We start from the raw sequence: 23,138 nt of genomic DNA, 5'->3' as shown, positions 1-23,138 counted from the left end.
GAATGATAAAGATGATTGCGCTCGACCTAGACGAGACGCTACTGAACACAGATAAGACAATTAGTGAAAAGAATGCGGCAACCTTGCGTCAATTACATGCGGCAGGAATTAAGGTGGTACTCTGCACGGGCCGCCCAATTAATGCCATTTGGAAATACTTGGAACAATTAGGGTTGACGACTAGTGAAGATTACACGATTACCTTTAATGGGGCTCTCGTGATTCAAAATACGACGAAGGATGTTTTGGCTCAGAGTGGCTTAAGCAAGCAAGACTTTCAGCCTCTACATGACTTTGCGGCTGAAAATGGGTATCCACTGGATGTTCTGGACTTTGATCAGGTCTACCCGGTGGCTGATCTCAAGCCATCTGAATATCAAAAAATGTTGAAGGCCCCCATGGCATTTGTGCCAACGGCCTTCGCTGACTTACCAGAGCATCTGTTTAGTAAGGCCGTTATGGCGACTGATCCAGCCACGTTGGACCAAGTTGTGGCGAATTTGACGCCTGAATTACACGAACAATATCATGTGGTGCGTTCTCAGCCGAAGATCCTTGAATTTTTGGCGGCTGATATGGACAAGGCTGTGGGATTAGGACAACTATTGACACACTTTGGCTGGGGGTTCGATCAACTCATGGCATTCGGTGATGCTGAAAATGATTTGGGGATGATTAAGGCTGCCGGAGATGGCGTTGCCATGCTAAATGGGCAACCCGAAATTAAGTCAGCTGCCAATCATGAAACCCCAACAACAAACAATGAGGCCGGGGTTGCAGCGTACTTGGAAAAAGTCTTTCCTGAAGTTTTAGCCTAATCGGTGTGAACGCTTGCATTTTGAGAAAAACAATGTCAGTATAAAAGGTGTACTGGATGAATTTTAAGGAGGATTATAGTCATGAAACGTTTGATGGTGAAATTGGGGTTAACCGCGATGGCTCTGGGCACTCTGGGTGGATTAGTTAGTCCCAGTGTCACGGCTAGCGCTAAAGCCAAGCCAACGATCACGAATACTGATCTAAAACGGTACTATAAGAGTTCGAAATCCAAGACCGCCTTTTATTTTAAGACTTATAAGAGTGGCAAGAAGACGGGAACCTTACTTATTTTGGGGGATTTTGGATCATCAGCTAATGTGAAATATGGGGTTCCTTCGTCAATCAAGCTCAGCAAGAACCGTCGGACCTTGACGACCAAATACCGTTTGATTCAATTTAAGACGGCAGACAACAAGACCACGACGGCTTTGAGCAAAAAAACTTACACGTTTAAGTTAACCAAGATGTCTAGCACGCAATTCACTACGAAGATCGCGGGAAGCAATGCCAGTCGTCGGTTAGCAACTTCTGGTAAGAAATATACGTATACCAAGACCAAGACGAGTCCCGGAGCTAAGTACGCTAAGAAGTATGTCCGGCCAGTCCTGTACCAACAATACAAGAAGGCCTTCGCGTCACTTGCTAAGGACCAACAGAAGAAGTTTGCTAATCAGTACGCGGACATGGGTGTCAAGACAATGACCAATAATTTTAACTACAAGATTAAGTAATATTGACTTAACAGAGGCAGCCGCTAGTTTACGGTTGCCTTTTTTTATTCTCGTACCGACTATCTGGCCCAATTTTAGAGGCCGTCAGGTACTATACTGGCATAAAAAAGAAGCCATGCTCCGCGGCATGGCTTCTTTTAAAGCGTTAAAATTTAGTTCTTTTTGAATAATGCGGTTAAGTATTCCATGAAGGTCTTCAGGTAACGGTCCTTGTCAACGGCAACAGAAACTTTGACGTTGGTAGGTTCGTTCAGACGGTTATCATCACCGATAGTCCGGCCATAAGTTTCCTTGTTGTAGTTAACCACCATGTTTAAGTCAATGGTCGTGACGAAGCTAGGGTCGAGTGCAACACCAACTGCCAGTGGGTCATGCAAAGCACAGCCACCGAGGTTGTCGTTAACGTCAACGTAAGCTTGAATGTAGTAGTCCACGATGTCGGCGAACTTTTCACCGGCTTCGGTACCTAAGTCACGCCATTGTTGAGTTTCTTTCTTAGTTAAGAGGGTCCGTAAGGTAACGTCCAAACCAACCATAGTTGAGTGCATTGGGCTAGTCAATACGGCGTTAGCAGCTTCAGCATCTTGGTTGATGTTGGCTTCGGCATAGGCCGTTACGTTACCAGGAACAGTCAAGGCACCACCCATGAAGGTCATGTTCCCGATTTCATTGGCGATTTCAGGAGCTTTCTTAAGGGCGGCAGCTAAGTTGGTCATTGGACCAGTAGGTACTAAGGTTAAGTCCTTACCGTATTTGTGGGCAGCTTCGATTAAGAAGTCAACACCAGATTCTTTTTCGATAGAACGCTTTGGTTCAGGCAATTCGACTTGACCAATCCCATTTTCACCGTGAATGTCGGCACTAACTTGCATCCGGTCAAAGTGATCACTAGTTGAAGAATGGCTTTCACCCAGGTAGACAGGAATGTCAGTGTGGCCGAGTAATTCCAAAATCTTCAAAGAGTTTTGACCACCGGCTTCAACAACAACGTTCCCATAGGAACCAATAATCCCAATTAAGTCTACATCTGGAGCACCTAATGCATAGGCGATTGCGAGTGAGTCGTCAATCCCAGTATCTAGGTCTAAAATCATTTTGCGTTTTGCCATGATATATTTATCTCCTCTTTCAGCTATAGTTGGCGGGTCGCCTACTACAACTATAATGTAACGGTTTACATTTAGCAACCTCCGAACCATCAGATGTTGAAGCGACTCGTCGTTCAGGGTAAGATAGGACTCAGGTTTAAGAAACGACTTGCAATATGCCTAAACCGTTTAGGGGGGACTGTGTATGGCTGATAAAGAGTCAGTAAAGCCGGTTAAACGGCATTTCGAGTACCACAATCATTTACTGGATGATGCAACGAAGGAAATGAACGAGTGGACCGGAGAAAATAAAGTTGTGGAAATTCATTTGTTTTCAATGTTTTCCGCCGTGTTTAAGCATCATGACCTGGACGACGCGGAGTCGTTGTTTATCGTTGGAACCCGAACGACCACGCCGTCGTTGGAGGCTGTTTCGGCGGCACCCGTTAAGCCGTGGCTATTTTCACGGGTCTTTGGCGTCCTCGGGGTTAGTTTTGTGCTCTTAGCGCTGTTATTTCTAGGGTTTCGGAGTAATAACGCCGTACCGGGGATGATTTTCATTGGGTCATTGACGGTGCCGTTCTCACTGCTGATCATGTTTTTTGAAATTAATGTTTTTCGCAATATTTCCGTCTACCAATTGATGACGGTCTTCTTAGTCGGCGGCATCCTGTCCCTGGTGGCTACGATGATTCTATATTCCCTGATTCCTTCTGGAAATGGAACCTCATGGGAATCGGCCGTTATCGTAGGCTTTATTGAAGAAACAGCAAAGATGTTGATTATTGCTTATTTTGTCAATCGATTTAAATTAAACTATATCTTCAATGGTCTGCTCATTGGGGCGGCGATCGGTGCTGGATTCGCCGTCTTCGAAACCGCAGGGTATACCGGTCAGTATGGCTTGGTGACATTACTCATGCGAAGCTGGCAAGCCATTGGGACACATACGATCTGGTCAGCTATTATGGGAGCTGCTATCATTCTAGCTAAGGAACGGCACCAACCCGTTACGGGGAGTAATATGGTTGCCCCCAAGTTTCTCAGATTCTACCTACTGGCGATTGCGTTACACTCTGGTTGGGATTGGAATGCGCCATTTGATGTTTTGGACATTCTCTACCTGCAACAGTGGGTCTTGATTGCCATTGGTTGGCTGGCGATCTTCGTTCTTATCAATGCGGGATTACGTGAGGCTCGGACTTTACAGGGGCAACGCATTCTAAAGAACAGTCAACTCGGTGGATAGAGGAAACGAATCATGATTCGGTCAATTGCCGGATTTTCGTGAAGTAGGGAGTGCTGCATCTGCCAGACAGGCCCTATAAGCTCTTGGAAGCGATAGCTGGCGACATGACCGGCTACGAGTCGCTTCAGAGGTGTAACGGTGTCTATGGGCACCTCACTGTCATTATCGAGGTACCCAATGGCACCAGCCAGATTTAAAATGTGGAGTTGCGGTTCGGCTTGCTTGAGTGGTTGTCGTTCTGGAAAGTCTGCGCCGATACAAACAAGTCGTGAAACAGTAACTGGCGCGCGTTGCGTCCGATTCAGATAATCGTAGGCAATCGTGCCTCCGGAGGAATGACCGACCAGATTAACGCGAGTGATGCTGTAGCGGTCATGGAGTTGCCGGAGGACGGTCACGAGTTGTTGCGCCTCCTTTTGGGGGTGAGTGTTGTCTTTAAAAAGCACAGGAATCAGGGCGTTCGTCGTGATTGGCGCATGTTGCTGCCAGCTGACGTGACCGTCCACCGTGACGCGAGCGGTCAGACTGTAGTGTCCAAGATGAGGTCGATCGAGACTGGTGACCATGCCGCGCAGGGATAACCAGCCGCCACTGTTTCCTGGTAAGAATAAGGTTGCGGTGTGGGTTTGCGGGACGCTTAGGTTAGCTAATGATCGTTGGCGCGACTGCCAGGCCCAGCCTAAGACGCCTAGCGTCAGACAAGTTGTGAGAAAGATGATGAGGCCACGACGATGTTTCAAGACTAAGACCTCCTTTAAAGGCATCGAAATGGAGTGAAAAAATTGATCGAAAATTATGATATCACGATTATTGGTGGAGGACCCGTTGGGATGTTTGCGGCCTTCTATGCTGGCATGCACAATGCCCACACCCAGGTTATTGAAAGCCTGAGCGAGTTGGGTGGTCAGGTGAATGCTTTGTACCCTGAGAAAACGATTTTAGATGTTGCCGGGGTTCCAAGCATTACCGGTAAAGCACTGATTCACGCCCAGCGAGAGCAGTTGACGCAATTTCCGTTGACCTTGAAGACCGGTGAGGCCGTTAGCAACGTTACCTCGAATGAAACGGGATTTCTGGTGACGACGCCCAAGGGAATTAGTCAGACCAAAGCGGTGATTGTCGCCGTCGGTAACGGGGCGTTCACCCCACGGCCACTCAAGGTGCCGGGGGCCGCCGAACTTACGGGTCAGCATCTCTTCTACAGTGTTCGTGACCTGGAACGGTTCCGTTCTCGGCGCGTCCTGATTGCCGGTGGTGGGGATGCCGCGATCGACGAGGCCCTGATGTTGGCAACAGTAGCTGAATCGGTCACACTGATTCACCGTCGGACCCAGTTCAGAGGGCTTCCACACATGGTAGACCGGTTACAAGCCTCCAGTGTTCAGGTGGTGACACCGTATTTGATCAAGGCACTGACTAGTACACTAACTGGTGAGGTTGCTGTGACCTTGAAGCCCGTGGGGGGCGACGGTGAACCGCTAGAGCAGGTCGTTGATGACGTTGTGGTCAGCTATGGCTTCATTGCTGACCACCGAGCGTTAGATGCCTGGGACGTGGACTTTGAACAGGAGCGCCACGTGATTACCGTTGACCGGCAAATGATGACTAGTGTTCCCGGCATTTATGCTATTGGGGATGGTGCCACGTATCCCGGCAAGCAACCCTTGATTGCCGTGGGTTATGGTGAGGCACCGCTAGCTGTCCAAGCAATCATGGACCGTGAATTTCCGGATCGTCGAGGTCCCATTCATAGTACCTCTCTGACGCCGAAACAGTCCTGATAAAGGCTTAAAAACTAAAGGAAGCTGACCAATTCATCCTTGTGGGGATTGGCCAGCTTCCTTTTAATTTTGGGATGCGGGAAAATTAGCTTGTCGACACGTGGAACCAGCTAACTGTTTTTTCTCACGCGATCATTTACCGCTAGTATCATCCTGATTGGTGATCTTGATCCGGTTAGAATCAGTTTCCTTATGATTCAGTTCCGGCGCATCTGTGCGGTAGAGGCCTTGAGTCGACTTGTCACCGTCTCTAGAGAAGATACTGGTTGACTTGAGGCCCAGTGATTTTTCGAGCTTCTCGGCCTTGGTGAGGCCGTTAGCGTAGTTGTAATCGGACGGGTCCACAGCTTTGAAGCCCTTGGGATCGTAGAACCGTAAGAGATTCTTTTGATTCAAAGAGTCGGAATCAGACAGACCTTGGTTAACCCGATCCTGTATTTTTTCCAATTTTTTCTGGAGTTTTCCGGTTGGATGAATCTCCTGTTGGGTCTTGTTGCTGTAGATTGTACCGTCAATCGATGTGTAATCTGGGCTGACCCAGTCACGATTACGGAAGGCGACGACCTGGTTGTGTTGCTTCGAGAAAAGGTCGGTCCCAAACTGCAGGTATTTCTTTGAATTCATTCCCATCAAGTGAAGCAGGGTGGGCAAGACATCGACTTCACCGCCATAGGTGTGTTCCACCTTTCCGTGCTTATAGCCCGGCATGTTAAACATGAGTGGCACGCGTTGGAGCTGGGCATTGTCGTAGTCGTCCCAGTCGTCTGGATTAACGTCTAGGACCTTGGCCAAACTTTTATTCGACGAGTTAGAAATTCCGTAATGGTCTCCGTAAATCATTACCAGAGAGTTCTTGGCTAAGCCCGACTTGTTCAAGTAGGCGTAGAATTCCTTGATGGATTGGTCGAGATAGTTGGCGGTCTTGAAGTAGTTATCCACCGTCTTATCCCCAGTGTCCGGCGTCTTGAAGGATGAATCTTCACTATCCAAGGTGAAGGGGAAGTGATTGCTGACGGTCAGGTACTTCACGTAGAATGGTTGTTGCAGGTGTTCGAGGTATTTGACCGAGTCGTTGAAGAGAAGCTTATCCTTCAAGCCATAGCCCAGGGACTTATCGCCGGAAGTGTCATAGTAGCTAGCGTCGAAGAAGTATTGATAACCTAAGTTTTTATACGTGTTATTCCGGTTCCAGAAGCTCCCCACATTACCATGGAAGACGGCTGTTGCGTAACCAGCCTGATCGAAGATGGCTGGAGCTGCCTGGAATGTATTGTCGTTCCCCAATTGGGTGAACAGTGACCCTTGTGGCAGGCCGTAGGTTCCAGTTTCTAGCATTGTTTCGGCGTCAGAGGTTTTCCCTTGACCGACTTCGTGGAAGAAGTTGTCAAAGGCATAGGTGGACTTGCTCTTGTAGAGCTTGTTTAAAAATGGCGTGACTTCTTGGCCGTTAACCTTCTTGTTAATTAGGAATTGTTGGAAACTTTCCAAGTGAATGATAATGACGTTTTTCTTCTTGGCTACCCCGTAGAGTTGCTTATTGGGTGCCGCATAATTTTTATGGATGTATTTGAGAATGCCATCAAGTTCGGATTTCTTGGCGTTTGCCCGCATCTCACTGGTATGTCCGGACTTGATACCATCATAAACAGTGAAGGCGTCCAGCCCGAGGTATTTGACGACGTACGTCCGATCGAAGGTTCGCGTCAGAAGTTGTGGTCGATCCATTTCACCCAGTGATAGGTTCACCGTGAAGGCCAGAAAGGCCACTGAAGTGACGGCTAGACCGACACGCTTGTTGACCGGTCGGGGGTCGATGCGAATGCGACGGACGGCAAGAAGAATCAGGACAACGACCAGATCTAACCAGTACAGAACGTCGTGCGGAGAGGTCAGAGCTAGCGAACTGCCGGAGAGGCCTTGGTCAACCTTGGAGTAACCCAGCATGGTACTGACAGTCATGAAGTCCGTGAATTCACGAAAGTAGATGACATTGATGTAGAGTAACAGGGTGTTGAGAATATCGATCAAAAAGAGAAACGGGTAGAAGAAACGGGCCCGTTTAAAATAAAGGGCGAGACCAAACAACAGAATAGTCGTCGCGATAGGATTGAGGAGCACAATTAAAAATTGAAACGGGTCGCTCAAGTTTAACTTAAAGTCAACGAAGTAGGCGATCAGCGTTTTTAACCAAAAAAGGATGACCATCAGGCTGACAAAGCCCATACGGGTCCCCGTTTTGGTCCATAGTTGTTTGAGACGTTCCAAAATATTTCGCTCCTTCGTGTCTAAATAAAGTAGTTCCAGTTTACCATAGATGAGTCGCGGTGCGATTACTAGGGTCCGGTGTTCATCCTAGCAAAGAATTCGATAAAAGTGGGTGGGAACCAGCAACTTTAGGAAAAGTTTAAGGCCGCTTAAAATGCTTATCGCGGGCGACCACATCTTTGGTAGAATAGAGCTAAGAACGGAAGTAACTGATGTGATGAAAGGTGTGAAGGCGTTATGAATAAGGAAGTCACGCTCTACGTGGTTCGCCACGGCCAGACCTATTTTAACATTTATAATAAACTGCAAGGGTGGAGTAATTCACCTTTGACGGACAATGGGATTGCGGATGCCAAGGCCGCAGGGGAGCGGTTAGCCGACGTGCCCTTTGTGGCCGCCTACTGCAGTGACACCACGCGAGCAGAACAGACGGCTGGCATGATCTTAGCAGCTAACCAGTCACAACCGGTGGCTCACCTGACCGCGCTACCTGAATTTCGTGAAGAGTTTTACGGGTATTACGAGGGGACGGACATGGCACAGGCCTGGTACGTTGCTGGTGCGCCACATGGTACGCCAACCTTTAAGGCAATTGAAGAAAAGTATTCGATTGGCAAGGCCAAGGACTTTCTGAAGGCCGCCGATCCCTTTCATCAGGCGGAAGACAATCAGGAATACTGGACTAGAGTAGACCGAGGATTTGAGACGATCTTAGCTAACCCGGCCGTCCATGATGGTGACAAGGTGCTTCTGATTAGCCACGGAAATACATTGTTGAGCCTGATGGAACGTTACGGCGAAGGTCGCTACGACCTGAGTGTTCGGCCGGCTAACGGGAGTCTGACCAAGTTACGTCTGACCGCGGATGGCATCACGGTACTCAGTTACAACGAAAAAGATGAGAAATGAGGGTGGCTTAATGGAATGTAAACATGCTTGGGGAGTGACAACACCCTGCTACGATGATGCGCTAGGAATCCGAGAAGCAGTCTTTATCGATGAACAGGGAATTGACCCCGAACTCGAGTTAGATGGTGCTGACGAAGATAAGATGCACTATGTCGGTTACGTTGAAGGCCAGCCTGTAACGACGGCCAGAATTGATATGCTGGCGGGTAACCGCGTGAAGATTCAGCGGGTCGCAACAGTTAAGACCGCACGGCATCACGGTTACGCAGGAACCTTAATTAAGCAGATCATCGCTGATGCCCAGCGCTCTGAAGTTCGGGGCGTGGAGCTCGATGCCCAGGAAACAGCGATTGCTTTTTACAAAGAACTTGGCTTTGAACCAGTCGGCACAACTTTTCAGGAGGCTGGTATTACGCATCAGACCATGCGCTACGGCGCATAAGGGTAATTTCAATCGGACGTCTCACAAACCGGTAATCGGAAGTGGGGCGCTTTTTTAGTGGATCAGAAAAGCGGCACCGTAAGCCAAATGCTTACCGGTGTCGCTTCATTTTTAACGTTCAGTTATTCATGAGGAAAGTTGAACCTAGTCAGTCGTCACACGAGCATAACCAACAGCGTGCCACCATGGAGCGTGAACAGCTTCGCGAACAACACCACGGTTTTGTGCATCAATCATCTTACCCTTACCAATGTACATGCCGACGTGAGAGATAGATCCCTTACTCCAACCGAAGAAGACTAAGTCACCCTTCTTAATGTTTTTGTAGCTCACGTGCTTGTAGTGGTTATATTGGGCTTGGGCAGTCCGTGGAAGCGTGGTCTGAGCACCCTTCTTGTAGATGTAGCTGGTAAACCCAGAGCAATCAAATGCGGAAGGACCAGTAGCACCGTAAACATAACGGGCACCTAAGTGAGACTTGGCAACTTTGTAAACTTGGTTGTATGACTTGTTTGAAGCAGCAGAAGCGGTAGTGGAGGTGGACACGGTCAGTGCGAAGAAACCAACAACCAGTAAGGCTAATGCGGCAATCGTTTTGACAACTTTCTTCATTCCTATAAACAACTCCTCATGAATTATTACAACTACAAGACTACCAATGTAATGTGACAAACGTGTAACAAGAAAGTTGCAAGCCCGTTAAATGTCTTAAACAATTCATTACTTTTGCTGAAATCTTGTAAAATAACGCGTAATATTGGTAAAATCTAACATGAATGGTAACTAAGTTGACAGGAGAGGTCGAGATCTAGATGGCAGAATTTACGAAACAAGTCCGAGAGACGTTCGATTTTTCTCGGTTGGTCTTCCGAATTGGGGAATTAGGAACGATGACCGGGGTTTCAGCACGACAACTCCGATACTGGGAGAAGAAGGGATTCATTACTTCGCAGGAACGGACTGACGGGCAACAGGCCCGGGTCTACACGTTCAAAACCCTGATCAAGGTGTCAATGATGAAACATTTCTTGGACCTGGGCTTTACGCTGACTGCTGCGGAGAAACAGGCCACGGCGCGTGAACAACGGGTTAAATACATTCACCGGTTTATTTCAACGGGGTTGCAGGGATTGACCGATATCGATGGTCAGATGGCACTGAATCTGGGAGCATTTGACGAGCAACAGACGCTGATGGCAATGGTTCCGGACGATGGCCCCGTGACCTACCGGTTATTACCGAATGCCGAGGCACAACGATTAACGGATGAGACCGTAGAGTAGAAGTGAACGTGGGCGACGTGAAGTCGTCTTTTTTTATGGTAGTTTTATCTTGAATGTATCGGGGCGATACATTATAATGAAAAATCGAAAGTCGAGGTGGCGTCAGCATGTATCAGCTTTTTGTCTTGGGACAACTCATGGATCACGCGATGACGGGGTATCAACTTCGTAAGGCGTTGGCTGCTGTGGTTGGTCCCGAGCAAACCATGAGTTATGGGGTGCTTTATCCGCTACTCGAACGGTTAGCCGCCGCGGGTGATCTGACCCTGACGGCGGTTACTGTTGGTCAACGATCCAAGCGGTTGGCTACGATCACCACGCAGGGACGAGCGCGATTCCACCAGTTAGTGGTAATGCCGGTTGCTCGTAATAAGCAGACGCAACTCTGGTTTCAAATTAAGATGGTCAGTCGACACCTGTTACATTCAGATGAGCAACGCTTAGTGTTGACGGACTTCTTAGGCTTCACCCAGGATCAACTGGCGCACTGGCAGCATGTCCACGACTATTTCACAGGCCGGCCGAACATGGTTCCCGGGGATGTGAGTGATGGTTTACAAATGAATTGGCTTCAACAGCAGCGGACACAAGTCCAAGTGGATTGGATTCAGCGACAGTTGGCCAGTCTAGATAAGGGAGAATGAGTATGGCAATGAAAAACTTTGCGGCAGACCCGAAAATTCAAAAGCACCGGTGGTGGATTCTCATCGCGGTTTGCCTCTTTACATTTATGTCGACATTAGACGGGAGTATCGTGAATATTGCGCTCCCAGTCATGAGCCAAGATTTGAAGATTCCGATGAATCAAGCGGAGTGGGTCGTGTCCGTTTACTTGATCGCAATCTGTGCGTTATTGCTATTATTTGGAAAATTGGGAGATACCCGTGGCAAGATTCGGATTTTTAAAATTGGATCTGTGTTATTTACCATTGGATCATTACTCTGCGGGTTCAGTGTTGGGTTGCCCTTTCTGCTGATTGCCCGCGCCATTCAGGCCATTGGAGCTGCGATGACGATGGCAACAAACAGTGGCATTATCACCGAAGTCTTTCCGTTTAATGAACGGGGACGTGCCTTGGGAATGATCGGGTCTTTTGTGGCGCTGGGCAGTATCGCCGGTCCCGGGGTTGGCGGTATTATTCTGGCACACCTCAGTTGGGGTTATATCTTCTGGATTAACGTCCCTATTGGGATTGTGGCGTTGTTAATCGGACAACGAATCTTGCCACGAGATATTACCGTCAGCAAAGCGGCTATTGACGGTCGAGGAGCAGGATTATTCGCACTGATTATGGTGAGCATCTTTGCGGGGGTCTTTATTGGTCAAGAGATTGGCTTCAATCAGCCGGCCATCTTGGGGCTCTTCGCCATCGGTTTGGTGGCTATTGTGGTGTTTGTCCGTTGGGAACTCAAGACTGACGATCCGATCTTGGCATTAAAACTCTTTAAGAACAAACGTTTTACCATCAGTATTCTCTGTGCGTTCCTAATCTTTGTGGCCAATTTCTTCTTCAACGTGATCGCACCATTCTACCTGGAGAACGCTCGGGGGATGGCGGCCAACTACGCCGGCTATGCCCTGATGACTTTCCCAATTGTGCAGGTCGTGGTAGCACCGATTGCCGGGGCCGTTTCCGACCGTATTGGACCGGAACTGCTGACCTTTGTCGGACTCGTCCTCATCTCGATTAGCCAAGTTGGCTACATGTTTGCTGGACTAGCGACACCGTTGTGGATCTTCATGGGCTTCATTGGCCTAGTTGGTTTCGGTAACGGCATCTTCATGGCACCTAACAATACAATTGTGATGAGTTCAGTGCCGGTCAAGGACCTGGGAGTTGCCGGGGGCATCAACGCGTTGGCCAGAGAGCTGGGAATGATTATCGGAATTTCCGTCGCCACGACCGTTCTTTTCTCCGCTATGGGACATTATGCCGGGCATCGTGTTACAGCTTATCTGCCTAAGCAACCACAAGTCTTCATTGATGGGATGCACGTCGCATTTATGGTTTCACTGGCTATCTGTCTGGTCGCTACCGTAATTACCGGTTGGCGCCTGTTCCATCGTCAAGGGCGGGTTAAGCCTGCCGCTTAACTTAAATGAATGTAAAAGAAATCCCCATAACCAGGCTATCTGGTTATGGGGATTTTTTAAGTCGTCATACGTTTACTTATTATCTTCGTGGTCTTCTGGAACTGGTCGGTCAGCCCGCTTTTTGTGGCGGAACTGAATTGGTTTCTGCCCAGGGATAATGACGGACAGCTTCCCGAAGGAGGAGGCCATCAATGGTAAGGCCAGGTTGAAGATGATGGCCGTGAAGATGGTAATCAGGGCCACGGCGGTTAACGTCTGTGATTCTGCGGCTAAGAGCCCCAGGACACCAGCAATGACGATGAACAGCGAGTGACGCATGGTTTGACCCACTTCATGGATACCTGGGAGCAACCAATCTAACAGAGGCGCATCATTGAGCCGGTAACTCAGTGCGAGTTGCGTAAGCTCAACGACGGCCAATACTGTCAGCGGAACGAAACTCAACAGTGGAACTTGCCAGTTGAATTCATTGTTTCCGGTTAACCACTTCATCAGGAGTTGCGTCAGTTGGTAGCCAGCCGCGGTCGAGGCGATAAACGTCAGGAACCAGTAGCTGGATTGCAGAACGGAACGGCTGAAGAGAATTAAGAGTAACAGGGTGATTCCCGCGATCAGCAGGAGAACACGTGGTAGGTCGTGTTGATATTGGGCTTGAATGGTGCTAGCGACGACCGGTTGACCACTAAAGGTTAACGTGGCTTTAGAGAGTGACGTGCCACGAAGTTGACTCTGAGCGACTTGTTTCAATTGTTTGAGCGTCTTCGTTGTCGTCTTCGCATTTGGTTCTTGCTTCAAGGTGATGGTCAGATACGTACTCTTAACCTTAGCATCGGTGTAGTTGACCAGGGACTGTTGGAAATCGCCACTGGAAATCTGAGCTGGTGATAGGTAGAGGGCCTTCGCTGCTTCGGATGTTTGTAAGCCGCCGAGGTAGAGGTAAATCTGATTCAATGACTTTTGCATTGAAGCGACTTGCTTCTTCGACGTCTTCAAGCTCTTGTTAACAGCCTTGAGGGAAGCAGCATAGTTACTGAGGTTACTGTGAGCTGTCGTGACGTCAGTGTTAGTGGTGCTGACTGCTGAAGACAAGCTATTTAAGGAACTCAGTGCACTGTTTAATTCGGAATTAACCTGGTTTAACTGGTTAATGTATTGGGTGATTCGAGCAGAAGTCTTGCTGCTCCCAGAGGCGTTTGAACGATTCAATGCGGCTTGTAGGGAGGTTTGCAGAGAGCTACTATCACTCATCAACGTTGATGTTTGACCGGATAACGAGTTTAAGCGTTTAACTTCGGCATTCAACGTCTTTTGCTTCAAGTTGGACTGGTCAGATTGCAAGTCATTGCGAACTGTGCCCAATTGCCCAACGATCCCCGTGAGGTTTTCACTCAAGGAAGTCAGTTGGTTAGAGACGTAATATTGGGTGATAGGTTGACCACCAGGTTGAGTTACTGAGGTAACAGAAGCAACACCCGGTTGTGCCTTGAGTTTCTTGGTTAAATTGTCCAATTGGAATAATTGGTTCTGATTGTCTAAGCGCTGGTTCGATTGGATGTAGAGCGTCACCGGAGTGGCTTGTCCTTGACCGAAATGCGCGCTTAAGACCCGAGCACCCTGCACGGCTTGGTTATTGGGAATATCCTGAGTATTGTTGTAGTTGAGTTGTTGGTGACCAACCGTCAACGGCACGATCAAGTAGAGCACGGCAGCAACGGCAATCCAAGGTTGCCAGAGACCGAACTTAGCCAAGTGTCCCCAGAGACGGTGATCCTTGAGTTGTGGCCGCGTCTTCTTAGGCCAGAAGAGACTTCCGCCGAGCATCCCTGTGAAGATAGGCGTCAGGCTCAGACTCGCGATTCCGGTGATGGCAAAGCCAATCCCAAGAATCCCAAGGGCCCGAACGGATGAGAAGTCAAAGAACATGAGGCTGCCAAAGGCAATCGTCAGACTCAGGGTACTAATTAAGACACGGTAGCCTAAGTTATAGATGACGGTTGAGGTGGCTTCTTGACTCTCCATCCCATCATCGACTAACTGGCGTAACTCTCTGTAGAACCAAAAACTGGTCAGCAGGGTGAAGAGACTAATCCCCATTAACAAGAAGATTGGTGTGTATTCGGAGTACGCGAAGTTCCAGTGATAGGCCAAGTTGGTGGCAAGTGAGAGCGTCGTAACATAACTGATTAAAATGGCAAGGAACGTAATAATCGGCGCGATCACTGAGGCAAAGAGAATGCCCATCGCAACTAAGGCGATCAGCAATGTCATCAGAATAACGATGAGGGTAAATGAAGAGATATGTTCATTAGCCGCATCGCTGACGATTTCAGGACTTGTCACGTAGGTCGTAAGGCCAACAGTGGAAATCGCTGACTTCAGCTGACCCGCCATCTGGCGAACCGTACCCTGATTCCGACTCACAATCAGTTGCACAATCTCCGTGGATTTATCCTTGGAAAAAAGTTGTGGCTTACTGGTTGGGGTGTTGGTCATCGTGGTAATCTTCTTGATTCCGTAGTAGCTCGACTTTTGTTGTAGACTAGAAACGGTCTTGTTGACCGAGGCCAGTTGTTTGTTTGTCAGAACACCATCGGGATTGTTGAAGACCGCGTTAACGGTGTAGGTCCCATCTAAGTTGCGTCCCCAATTATTTTTAATCTGGGATGCCTTTACGGGCTGACTCGTATTTGCTAATTGTGGTTGGCCGTCATACTGAATGATGGTCTTGATATTTGGCAGGGTAACAATTGCCGCAAAGACCACGATTAGCCAGAATACGAGTGCAAAAATCCGGTTGTGGTGAAGCTTTCTTATCCGTTCTTGCATATGTAATCTGAGTCCTCTCTATGTAATCAATTTCCCGCCGTGCAAGCAGGGTGCAGTTCAATGTTAATTTTACCATATCGGCAGACGATCGGGCCGATTTCCTGGTTATTTAAGAAAGTTTAAAAAAGATATAAGGATGTCTTTCATTGACTCTAGCCATAAAGCGGGTAAAGTAAAAGATCTGATTCTAATACTTAAGAAGGAAAGTGACCGTTAATGGCTAAACATCGTCGTCCCTATCAAAGTCCCTTTGCACCACTCCTAACCGCCGATCGCTATGCGTTTGCGACACAATTGGCAACGCGTTATGACAAGGACCAGAGTGAGATTCTCTTCGCCTACCTACAGATTACGGCCGCGACTCAGGCCCTTGGTTTAGCCGAAGGACCTCGGCAACGAGAGATTGATCGCCGGTTTCAAGCCTTTTTGGCCGCCGAACAACCGCAATAAGACAATTGATTGAATCAGTTCAAATTTTCACGTAAACTGAATTAACGATCTAAATTAATTATTCGGAGAGGGTGTTCGGTATGTGTACTAGTATTTTACAGTTAACACGCGATGGCCGTCATATTCTGGCGCGAACCATGGATTGGCACCGTTTGGCAGTCCAACCGGTCTTCGTGCCCCGAAATTTTCGATGGCAGAGTGTGTTTGACAATCGCTGGCACACCAGTCGTTACGCCATGATTGGCGGCGGTGGCGCATATCATCATGAGATTGATGTGTCCGACGGGGTCAACGAACGGGGATTGAGTGTCCAGAAACTGACATTCGCCAATGGGTCCCATCTTGTTGATCACCCAACCCCGGGTAAAGTTCACTTGGCACCTTATGAATTTTCCTATTATCTGTTAGCTAACTTTGGATCGGTGGCCGAAATTGAAGCTCATTTGGCCGAAATTGAACTGATGAGTCGTCAATTTGCGGTCAACCCGATCGGAAATGCGGAACTCCATTTTGCTGTGGTCGACCGAACGGGGCGGGCCGTGGTGATTGAGCCCACACATTTTCCGATGAAGATTCGGGAGAATCCCTTAGGTATCGTCACCAATAGTAAGGACTTCGAGGTTCAGTTGTCGCGATTGGGACAGTATGTCACCTACACTGATGATTTTTTGGCAGGCACCGTGCCGCTGAACACGCCTCGAGTGACAACCGGTAAATTTTCTGGTAAACCCGTTCCCAGTGGGTCTTTTACCCCTGGTGGGCGATTTGTGCGTGCCGCTTATTATAAAGAACGTGTGGATTTCCCGGAAGATGAGTCGGCGGGGATTATCAGTGCTTGGCATCTGCTAAATAGCGTGACCGTGCCCCAGAGTCATCAGTATCGTCCGACGTATTCCGTGTATCGGGCTGCGACGAGTTGTGAGTCTCTGATCTACTATTATCAGCCCTATAATCGTTTGGACGTGGTGAAATTACAATTAACGCCAGCGATGATGATGGCAACCAAAGTGAGGTTTTATCCCGTGACTAATGCCTTACAGGTCACGTCACTAAATGAGCAACCAGATCAGGTTAGCCACCAGTAAGACCAGGGCTACCAGCCAGTGGTAGCGCCAGTCACTCACTAGAATCGCCATGAACTCGCGGGCAAAGCCGATGGGAATATAATCCAAAGGCGTTGGTGCGGGCACACTACCGATGCTAAGACACAAGCGACTGGCCAGTCGCCGCGTTCGAAATAAATGATAGCCGTTGGTGATGAGGACAACTCGACCACCGTGGTTGGGCAGATGTTGCCAAATTGCGAGGCTATTGGCGAGGTTGGCTTGTGTATTGGTCGCGGCCGTTTCCAGGTAAATGGCAGTTGCCGGAAAGTGATGACTTTGCAAGTAAGTTGCCATTGCCGCGGCTTCTGTCAGGTCTTCATCGGGGCCTTGACCACCACTAACAATGATGGTGACGGGATGATCCTGTTGACGGGCGACGCGCAGTGCTGTGTCGAGCCTTGCGGCCAGTACGCGGCCAATATGGTGGCCGTCGATGAGTCCGGCTCCCAGGACCACGAGTGTGTCGGAGCGATGGGATTGCCAGATGACGACGCGCAGGTACCCCGCGACACTAGCCGCGAAGAGCAGGCCGAGATAGGCACTCAGTGCGGGGATAAACGTTAACCAGGGCCAGAGGGTACCAGAGAAATGACCAGTACTTAACGCCCAGATCCAGCCAGCCGTCAGTAGCAACCAGATCCAGATGCTCAGACTCATTTCCAAGGTGAGGCGTTCTCTTTTGCGAACGATGCGCTGGGGGCGTGTCGCGATTAGCAAGAGCGTCAGGAGGCCCCATAAGCCAATAAAACCAATGCCAACTGTGCCGATACCGGCAATTAGACTTGAGACCCAAGTGTGAGCACGATAGGCCATTCCTGTGATGAGGCCGCCACCAATGACAGTGAGAGTGGCACTGAATAGTCCCTGTGGCTGCCACCAGGTAGATAGGACAACGATCCCAATAATGAAGATGATTAGGTAACCGAACATAAGCCACCCCTTTCAAAGCTTAAGTTTTTTTGAGAGTTCGTAAATTTTAACGTTTTAACAGGAAAGATCGTTATAATTGAGACCATTATAACTGAGATTGGAGGGACGAGGGTGCCTAAACAACGAAGAAGACGACGAAAGAAGACGGCGAGTCCGGCAACGGCCACTTGGATCTTTGTCATGGTCCTCTTGGTTCTAGGTGGCGGATTACTAGTTCGCGGCAAGATCAAGACGGACATGCAGAATCAAGCGACGACCCAAACTGAGACGGGGGCAAGTTCCAATGAGTCGGCGAGCCAACAAAAATTTATTAAGGAAATGGCGAAGCCAGCGGTGCACGTTTATCGTCAAAACGGACAAGTCTTGCCCAGTATCGTGATTGCTCAGGCGATTCTTGAATCTAGTTGGGGCACCTCGGCCCTCTTTCTGCAGGCGAATAATCCGTTCGGGGTGAAGGGAAGCTACGAAGGGCGGACCAAGAGTTTTCCCACCACGGAATACGTGAATAACAAAAAAATTTCGATCAACGCGAATTTTCGAGACTACCCGACCTTGACGGCGGCCATCTTAGACCACGATGCGTTACTCAAGCGCGACTACTTCAAGCAAACGGTGACGGATTATCCGACGGCGGCAAAGCTACTCCAGCGAAATGGTTATGCAACGGATCCCAAGTATGCTAAGAAGCTAACGAATTTGATTGCGACTTATAATTTAAATGACTATGATACGTAATTTAAAGCGAGTGGATAAAGGCGGTTAGTCAACACCGCCTTTTTTTCATGGTTTGGTAACATAGGTTTGGAGACAAAAAACGGCTGGGACTTTTTGTCCCAGCCGTTTTTGTCATTTCAGACTAGTTTTCGTTGTAGTAACGCGCCACATCGTAGAGATTTTGCGCCAAATCGTCAATTGAGCGAGTTGGTCGTTGGTTGGCAAAGAGGACGACGCCTTGACGGTTGCCTTCTGTTGCATAGAGGATCGCTTCGTAGCCACTGCCGCTCAGCACGCCTCGCACTCGCTTAATGCTCCCGGTCAGGTGGTAAAGGCCCCCAGCATAGGAATACTGGTAGTCGTTCATCAAGTCGTAATACTGGTTCTTGGTTAGAATTTTCCCGTTACGAATTCCCTTTTGGATGGCATAGTAGTCTTCTGGGGTGGTGTAGTAGTTCCCAGCACCCAACAAGGATGACATCATCTTCGTGGAAACGGCGCCCGGTTGGTTGGCCTTTCCATTATTATACTGGTAACCAATGGTAACTTGGCCATTACTTGGGAGTTGGTTCCAGGCATAAGTGTGTTTCAAACCCAGTGGTTTCACGATGCGTTGGGAAACCAGGGTGTTGTAGTCTTTACCGGTAACCTTGGAGGCAATACCAGCCAATAAGACATAGTTGGCATTGGTGTAGTTATAATTATTGTTCCCAGCAACCTTCATTTGGTCGAGGGTGTAGTTAATTTCGGAATTTTGTGACGTCAGCACCTTATTAGGGGTCGTTTCATCCATATCGATTCCAGAACGGTGATTCAAGAGTTGCCGAATTGTAATGTTTTTACTGTTATTAACTGACGGATAGTAGGCATTCAACTTGGTGTTCATGGAGAGTTTGCCACTGGCAGCCAGTTGCTCGATGATGGCCCCGGTCATGACCTTTTGTAGGGACGCCGTGGGGTAGAGTGAATTCGTCGAGTTGAGTATTTTCTTGTTGGCATTGGCGTAGCCGACGCTGACATGGCTAGCCCCTTTTGTGAAGTTGTTGAAAACCATGGCACTCCCTTGAAAGTTAGCGTGATTCAAGAAAGTTTGGATTTTCTGGGACCGACTGTATTTTTGGAGGGCCTTGACATCCACCCAACCAATTGTTTTACCATACCAAGAGAACTTGGCAAATTGTGCGCCGTTTGACAAAGTCACGGTCTGGCTAACCCGGACGAAGCGATGTTGCCAGTTTTTACCACTGGCATCCCGAGTTTTGGCGGAATGCTGTGTGTAATAGGGACCATAGTAGTAAATCCCATCATTACGTGCCTTTTGATTAACGAAACGTGCATTATAATCGGTATTCTTTGTCTTGGTAATGGTCAAATAGCTTTTGGCATGAGCGACTTCAACAGGTGCCACCGCACCAACCAGTAGAGACAGTCCAGCGACAATCCACAAATACTTTTTCAAATTTATCATCCATTTCCCTTAAATTACCTCCCATACTAACGCGTTTTCATTGCTATTGTGTAACAGGCTCGTCGCAATTTGGTAAAGTTTTAAACGTTTTAAGTTATGAATAAATTATTTTTGCTTATTAAATCGCTTATTAATGGCGGGCCCTAAGCAATGAATCTCGTGCAAGTCATGGGGGTGTATGTTACACTAGCCAAAAATAAATATGTTAATTAAGGAGCTGAACCAAGCGTTGTTACATTTTCTTGGTCAATTATATGGGCCATTCTTTTCTGTTCACAATTGGGAAACCGTGATCACCTCTGGGGATGACTGGTTAATCATTTTTTCACTAGTTTTAATTGAATGTTTGTTATCAGTAGATAACGCAGTGGTTCTAGCCGCCCAGACGCAGTCGTTACCGACGCAAAAGCAACGGGAAGAATCCTTATTCTATGGAATCTGGGGAGCTTACATTTTCCGATTCATCATCATTGGATTAGGAACCTATTTGATTAATTTTTGGGAAATTAAGGTGGTTGGGGCGTTGTACCTCGCCTTTCTGGTCTTCCAATTTTTCAGCAAGACGCGAGTCACCCATACGCGAAAACTGGTGAGTGAGAAGAAACGGCGAATTTTACCGTTGTTCTGGTCCGTTGTGATGCAGATTGAAATGATGGATATTATTTTTTCCATCGATTCTGTCCTAGCTTCGCTGGCTATCTCCAGTAACCCCGTGATTGTGTTGATCGGGGGGCTGATCGGAATTCTGGCTATGCGAGGGGTGGCCGAGGTTATCATGAAGCTTATGCAACGGATTCCGGAGCTGGAACCCATGGCTTACATCCTAATTGGCCTGATTGCGGTGAAGCTCTTCATTTCGATTCCTGCAATTGACATCGAAATCCCAGCGGCTTTGTTTGGCATGATCGTCGTCGGAGCCATTGTGCTAACTTTGCTGATTCATGTTGTGCGTAAGCATCGCCATGCTAAAGATGACAAGTCCGTAACTGAAAATGAAAAGTAACACGCTTAGTTTCACACAATAAAATTAAAAACAAATCAAGGGATCCGTGAACGAATGACGGCGCCCTTTTTTACTGGGCGTCCACCGCTTACTGCCTGCCGCTCGTGGTATGATAGACCTAAGTTATGAAGGAGGCACCGCTTATGCAAATTGGATTTATCGGAACCGGTGTAATGGGCACCGGAATTGTGATGAACTTGTTAAAGGCTGGTCAATCGGTGGTTGTTTACAACCGAACGAAGGCCCATGCGCAGACTGTGTTGGATGCTGGGGCTACCTGGGCAGATTCACCACAGGTGGTGGCGGAACAGACCAAACTGATTATGTCGATGGTTGGCTATCCTCGCGATGTCGAGGAGGTTTATACCGGACAGCATGGGGTCTTTGCCGGGATTCAAGCCGGGAGTACAGTGGTGGACATGACAACCAGTACCCCAGCATTAGCCGTCAAGCTGGCCCAGATCGCTCATGAACATGATGTCTTGGCCTTGGATGCGCCGGTCTCTGGTGGCGATGTAGGTGCCAAGAATGCGACGTTGACAGTGATGGTTGGCGGTGACAGGGCTGCCTATGATCAAGTGTTACCAGTGTTCAATCAGGTGGGTCAACGTGTGGCGTACTTTGGTGAGGCTGGTAAGGGTCAGCATACTAAGATGGCCAATCAGATTATGATTGCCGGAACAATGACCGGCATGACGGAAATGTTAGTTTACGCGAAGGCTGCCGGCTTGGATCTGCCGGCTGTCTTGGAAACATTAGCAAGTGGTAGTGCTGATAACTGGAGCATGGATAACTATGCACCACGAATTCTAAAGGGTGATTATACGCCAGGGTTCTTTGCCAAGCATTTTCTGAAGGATCTCCGGATCGCCTTACAAGAAGCCGATCGCATGAATTTAGATCTGCCAGCGACCAAGCAGGCAAAATTGCTGTACGAGGCCATGGTCGATGATGATAATCTTGGCAATGATGGCACGCAGGGGTTAATCAAGACCTATAAAAAATAGAATTTAAAAATGATTAGTCAATAAGTAGGACCAATATTATGCTGGCCCTGGTTTGCGGTTAAGTAGAGGTGGGAATAATTAAGATGACAAGAGTCTATTTAAAAGGATTTATTCCATTTGTTTTGGTCTTGGCCATTAGTACGTTTAATTTGAGGGCCGGGCAGTTTGAGTTCAAGCTATCGTGGTGGCTGGTCTATCTGATTCTGAGTTATCTGATCATTTTTCCCTGGACCTATCGCCGTCTATCGCACAATTTCAAGCAGACGCCTGATTTTGCCAACCGATTAACCCGTTCACAAGAAGATTCGGAACAGAAGGCCTTGCGGATGGGATCAAATTATGCCAACACGGGACAGATGGGTGTTGGCCGAATTGGGGACGCTTCAGGCCATGAGAGTTGGCTGACCCGATGGGGAACGGATGTTGTATTACGGCTATTCCTGATTCTTGCTGGTGTGTTTCCAGCTGTCTATTGGTGGGTTAAAGATCGTCAAACGAAATAAAAAGGAACCCACTGGGTTCCTTTTTAGATCGATTAAAAAGTCTTGTGAAGCACTACAACGGGGGCACCATCTTCATCGTATGGCCCGTCACTAACGGTGTAACCACAGTGTTCATAGAATTTTTGTGCCGTGACCTCGCCGTGAATCAAGCCCTTGCGGTAACCGTGTTGGCGTGACCAATCTTCGGCAGCCGTCATGAGTTGGCGACCCAAGCCATGACCGCGTAAGTCTTGACGGGTGCAGACCCGACCAAAACGCATTTCACTTGGCGTTTGCGGTTCCAAACGTAGTGTGGCAACTGGATGACTTGCATCCTGGTAGAGCACGACGTAAAGGCGTTCAGGTGTGTCGCGATCATCGAATTCAATCTCACGAGGAATACCGCGTTCGGTGACGAAAACCGATTGACGTAGTGAGAGCGCCGCGGCACGGTTAAAGGGGGCATTTGAGATGACGATTTCCATAAGTC

At 48.3% G+C, this 23,138-nt stretch carries 23 protein-coding genes; 15 read left to right on the top strand and 8 right to left on the bottom strand.

Translation table 11 applies throughout. The annotated features are described in order from the left end of the window. The first annotated feature begins 2 nt into the window (after positions 1-2). Entirely contained in the window at positions 3-818 is an 816-nt protein-coding gene (locus tag EKM71_RS07055) for a Cof-type HAD-IIB family hydrolase (RefSeq protein ID WP_125573911.1), read from the top strand. Between the two features lie 81 nt (positions 819-899). Beyond that, positions 900-1,550, top strand: coding sequence for a hypothetical protein (locus EKM71_RS07050; RefSeq protein WP_125573910.1), 651 nt, complete (start codon positions 900-902; stop codon positions 1,548-1,550). A 152-nt stretch (positions 1,551-1,702) separates the two neighbouring features. Here EKM71_RS07050 and EKM71_RS07045 read toward each other — a convergent pair whose 3' ends face one another. After that, positions 1,703-2,659 (bottom strand): nucleoside hydrolase, encoded by a 957-nt coding sequence (locus EKM71_RS07045; protein ID WP_057878481.1) that lies wholly within the window; start codon positions 2,657-2,659, stop codon positions 1,703-1,705. A gap of 184 nt (positions 2,660-2,843) precedes the next feature. Here EKM71_RS07045 and EKM71_RS07040 point away from each other — a divergent pair, with 184 nt between their 5' ends. After that, positions 2,844-3,887, top strand: a complete 1,044-nt coding sequence (locus EKM71_RS07040) for a PrsW family intramembrane metalloprotease (protein WP_125573909.1) — start codon at positions 2,844-2,846, stop codon at positions 3,885-3,887. Here EKM71_RS07040 and EKM71_RS07035 read toward each other — a convergent pair. Continuing rightward, positions 3,872-4,627: an alpha/beta hydrolase gene (locus tag EKM71_RS07035; protein WP_125573908.1), complete on the bottom strand. Its 756-nt coding sequence runs from the start codon at positions 4,625-4,627 to the stop codon at positions 3,872-3,874. The genes EKM71_RS07040 and EKM71_RS07035 overlap by 16 nt on opposite strands. Before the next feature lie 42 nt (positions 4,628-4,669). Between EKM71_RS07035 and EKM71_RS07030 the strand changes: the two genes are divergently transcribed. Further along, a complete protein-coding gene (locus tag EKM71_RS07030; RefSeq protein WP_125573907.1) occupies positions 4,670-5,668 on the top strand; it encodes an NAD(P)/FAD-dependent oxidoreductase in 999 nt (332 codons plus the stop codon). A 132-nt stretch (positions 5,669-5,800) separates the two neighbouring features. Here EKM71_RS07030 and EKM71_RS07025 read toward each other — a convergent pair whose 3' ends face one another. Next, positions 5,801-7,891: an LTA synthase family protein gene (locus EKM71_RS07025; RefSeq protein WP_125573964.1), complete on the bottom strand. Its 2,091-nt coding sequence runs from the start codon at positions 7,889-7,891 to the stop codon at positions 5,801-5,803. Positions 7,892-8,170: 279 nt separating this feature from the next. Here EKM71_RS07025 and EKM71_RS07020 point away from each other — a divergent pair, with 279 nt between their 5' ends. Both EKM71_RS07020 and EKM71_RS07015 read left to right on the top strand, forming a co-directional pair. Further along, positions 8,171-8,842: a histidine phosphatase family protein gene (locus tag EKM71_RS07020; RefSeq protein WP_125573906.1), complete on the top strand. Its 672-nt coding sequence runs from the start codon at positions 8,171-8,173 to the stop codon at positions 8,840-8,842. 10 nt (positions 8,843-8,852) lie between these two features. Next, positions 8,853-9,284, top strand: coding sequence for a GNAT family N-acetyltransferase (locus tag EKM71_RS07015; RefSeq protein WP_125573905.1), 432 nt, complete (start codon positions 8,853-8,855; stop codon positions 9,282-9,284). Between the two features lie 144 nt (positions 9,285-9,428). Here the strand turns inward: EKM71_RS07015 and EKM71_RS07010 are convergent, their stop codons facing one another. Continuing rightward, entirely contained in the window at positions 9,429-9,896 is a 468-nt protein-coding gene (locus EKM71_RS07010; RefSeq protein WP_125573904.1) for a C40 family peptidase, read from the bottom strand. A gap of 200 nt (positions 9,897-10,096) precedes the next feature. Between EKM71_RS07010 and EKM71_RS07005 the strand changes: the two genes are divergently transcribed. From EKM71_RS07005 to EKM71_RS06995, 3 genes are all read left to right on the top strand, one after another. Beyond that, on the top strand, positions 10,097-10,567 hold the full coding sequence (locus tag EKM71_RS07005; RefSeq protein WP_125573903.1) for a MerR family transcriptional regulator: 471 nt from the start codon (positions 10,097-10,099) through the stop codon (positions 10,565-10,567). A gap of 107 nt (positions 10,568-10,674) precedes the next feature. After that, positions 10,675-11,211, top strand: coding sequence for a PadR family transcriptional regulator (locus EKM71_RS07000; protein WP_125573902.1), 537 nt, complete (start codon positions 10,675-10,677; stop codon positions 11,209-11,211). 8 nt (positions 11,212-11,219) lie between these two features. Continuing rightward, complete coding sequence (locus tag EKM71_RS06995) at positions 11,220-12,662, top strand: MFS transporter (RefSeq protein ID WP_191986199.1); 1,443 nt, start codon at positions 11,220-11,222, stop codon at positions 12,660-12,662. A gap of 72 nt (positions 12,663-12,734) precedes the next feature. On the opposite strand, the gene EKM71_RS06990 is transcribed toward EKM71_RS06995, so the two are convergent. After that, entirely contained in the window at positions 12,735-15,488 is a 2,754-nt protein-coding gene (locus EKM71_RS06990) for an MMPL family transporter (protein WP_125573900.1), read from the bottom strand. A 216-nt stretch (positions 15,489-15,704) separates the two neighbouring features. Between EKM71_RS06990 and EKM71_RS06985 the strand changes: the two genes are divergently transcribed. Then, a complete protein-coding gene (locus tag EKM71_RS06985) occupies positions 15,705-15,938 on the top strand; it encodes a hypothetical protein (protein ID WP_125573899.1) in 234 nt (77 codons plus the stop codon). A gap of 80 nt (positions 15,939-16,018) precedes the next feature. Next, positions 16,019-17,023 carry a linear amide C-N hydrolase gene (locus EKM71_RS06980; RefSeq protein WP_125573898.1) on the top strand — a complete coding sequence of 335 codons (1,005 nt, stop codon included), beginning with the start codon at positions 16,019-16,021 and terminating at the stop codon, positions 17,021-17,023. On the opposite strand, the gene EKM71_RS06975 is transcribed toward EKM71_RS06980, so the two are convergent. Next, positions 16,988-17,974, bottom strand: a complete 987-nt coding sequence (locus tag EKM71_RS06975) for a YdcF family protein (RefSeq protein ID WP_125573897.1) — start codon at positions 17,972-17,974, stop codon at positions 16,988-16,990. The two genes, EKM71_RS06980 and EKM71_RS06975, sit on opposite strands and share 36 nt — an antisense overlap. Positions 17,975-18,085: 111 nt before the next feature. On the opposite strand from EKM71_RS06975, the gene EKM71_RS06970 reads away from it, so the two are divergent. Continuing rightward, complete coding sequence (locus tag EKM71_RS06970; RefSeq protein ID WP_125573896.1) at positions 18,086-18,709, top strand: glycoside hydrolase family 73 protein; 624 nt, start codon at positions 18,086-18,088, stop codon at positions 18,707-18,709. A gap of 121 nt (positions 18,710-18,830) precedes the next feature. Here EKM71_RS06970 and EKM71_RS06965 read toward each other — a convergent pair whose 3' ends face one another. After that, positions 18,831-20,147 (bottom strand): class A beta-lactamase-related serine hydrolase, encoded by a 1,317-nt coding sequence (locus EKM71_RS06965; RefSeq protein ID WP_225418007.1) that lies wholly within the window; start codon positions 20,145-20,147, stop codon positions 18,831-18,833. A 238-nt stretch (positions 20,148-20,385) separates the two neighbouring features. Between EKM71_RS06965 and EKM71_RS06960 the strand changes: the two genes are divergently transcribed. The 3 genes from EKM71_RS06960 (at position 20,386) to EKM71_RS06950 (ending at position 22,669) form a co-directional block, all read left to right on the top strand. Continuing rightward, positions 20,386-21,159 (top strand): TerC family protein, encoded by a 774-nt coding sequence (locus EKM71_RS06960; RefSeq protein ID WP_125573963.1) that lies wholly within the window; start codon positions 20,386-20,388, stop codon positions 21,157-21,159. Positions 21,160-21,302: 143 nt separating this feature from the next. Continuing rightward, positions 21,303-22,166 (top strand): NAD(P)-dependent oxidoreductase, encoded by an 864-nt coding sequence (locus EKM71_RS06955; RefSeq protein ID WP_125573894.1) that lies wholly within the window; start codon positions 21,303-21,305, stop codon positions 22,164-22,166. Between the two features lie 83 nt (positions 22,167-22,249). Next, positions 22,250-22,669, top strand: a complete 420-nt coding sequence (locus EKM71_RS06950) for a hypothetical protein (RefSeq protein WP_225418006.1) — start codon at positions 22,250-22,252, stop codon at positions 22,667-22,669. Positions 22,670-22,701: 32 nt separating this feature from the next. Here EKM71_RS06950 and EKM71_RS06945 read toward each other — a convergent pair whose 3' ends face one another. Beyond that, positions 22,702-23,133 carry a GNAT family N-acetyltransferase gene (locus EKM71_RS06945; RefSeq protein ID WP_125573893.1) on the bottom strand — a complete coding sequence of 144 codons (432 nt, stop codon included), beginning with the start codon at positions 23,131-23,133 and terminating at the stop codon, positions 22,702-22,704. Positions 23,134-23,138 lie beyond the last annotated feature (5 nt).

The organism is Levilactobacillus huananensis, from assembly GCF_003946145.1.
Classification (GTDB): Bacteria; Bacillota; Bacilli; order Lactobacillales; family Lactobacillaceae; genus Levilactobacillus; species Levilactobacillus huananensis.
This window is presented reverse-complemented; position numbering and strand designations above follow the sequence as displayed.

Excerpts from the sequence above, each read along its gene's own strand:
- EKM71_RS06975 (WP_125573897.1), bottom strand. The coding sequence starts at position 17,974 with ATGTTCGGTTACCTAATCATCTTCATTATTGGGATCGTTGTCCTATCT.
- EKM71_RS07055 (WP_125573911.1), top strand. The coding sequence starts at position 3 with ATGATAAAGATGATTGCGCTCGACCTAGACGAGACGCTACTGAACACA.
- EKM71_RS07005 (WP_125573903.1), top strand. The coding sequence starts at position 10,097 with ATGGCAGAATTTACGAAACAAGTCCGAGAGACGTTCGATTTTTCTCGG.
- EKM71_RS07040 (WP_125573909.1), top strand. The coding sequence starts at position 2,844 with ATGGCTGATAAAGAGTCAGTAAAGCCGGTTAAACGGCATTTCGAGTAC.
- EKM71_RS07025 (WP_125573964.1), bottom strand. The coding sequence starts at position 7,891 with ATGGGCTTTGTCAGCCTGATGGTCATCCTTTTTTGGTTAAAAACGCTG.
- EKM71_RS07020 (WP_125573906.1), top strand. The coding sequence starts at position 8,171 with ATGAATAAGGAAGTCACGCTCTACGTGGTTCGCCACGGCCAGACCTAT.
- EKM71_RS06980 (WP_125573898.1), top strand. The coding sequence starts at position 16,019 with ATGTGTACTAGTATTTTACAGTTAACACGCGATGGCCGTCATATTCTG.
- EKM71_RS06950 (WP_225418006.1), top strand. The coding sequence starts at position 22,250 with ATGACAAGAGTCTATTTAAAAGGATTTATTCCATTTGTTTTGGTCTTG.
- EKM71_RS07010 (WP_125573904.1), bottom strand. The coding sequence starts at position 9,896 with ATGAAGAAAGTTGTCAAAACGATTGCCGCATTAGCCTTACTGGTTGTT.
- EKM71_RS06990 (WP_125573900.1), bottom strand. The coding sequence starts at position 15,488 with ATGCAAGAACGGATAAGAAAGCTTCACCACAACCGGATTTTTGCACTC.
- EKM71_RS06955 (WP_125573894.1), top strand. The coding sequence starts at position 21,303 with ATGCAAATTGGATTTATCGGAACCGGTGTAATGGGCACCGGAATTGTG.
- EKM71_RS07045 (WP_057878481.1), bottom strand. The coding sequence starts at position 2,659 with ATGGCAAAACGCAAAATGATTTTAGACCTAGATACTGGGATTGACGAC.
- EKM71_RS07000 (WP_125573902.1), top strand. The coding sequence starts at position 10,675 with ATGTATCAGCTTTTTGTCTTGGGACAACTCATGGATCACGCGATGACG.
- EKM71_RS07015 (WP_125573905.1), top strand. The coding sequence starts at position 8,853 with ATGGAATGTAAACATGCTTGGGGAGTGACAACACCCTGCTACGATGAT.
- EKM71_RS06945 (WP_125573893.1), bottom strand. The coding sequence starts at position 23,133 with ATGGAAATCGTCATCTCAAATGCCCCCTTTAACCGTGCCGCGGCGCTC.
- EKM71_RS06985 (WP_125573899.1), top strand. The coding sequence starts at position 15,705 with ATGGCTAAACATCGTCGTCCCTATCAAAGTCCCTTTGCACCACTCCTA.
- EKM71_RS06995 (WP_191986199.1), top strand. The coding sequence starts at position 11,220 with ATGAAAAACTTTGCGGCAGACCCGAAAATTCAAAAGCACCGGTGGTGG.
- EKM71_RS07050 (WP_125573910.1), top strand. The coding sequence starts at position 900 with ATGAAACGTTTGATGGTGAAATTGGGGTTAACCGCGATGGCTCTGGGC.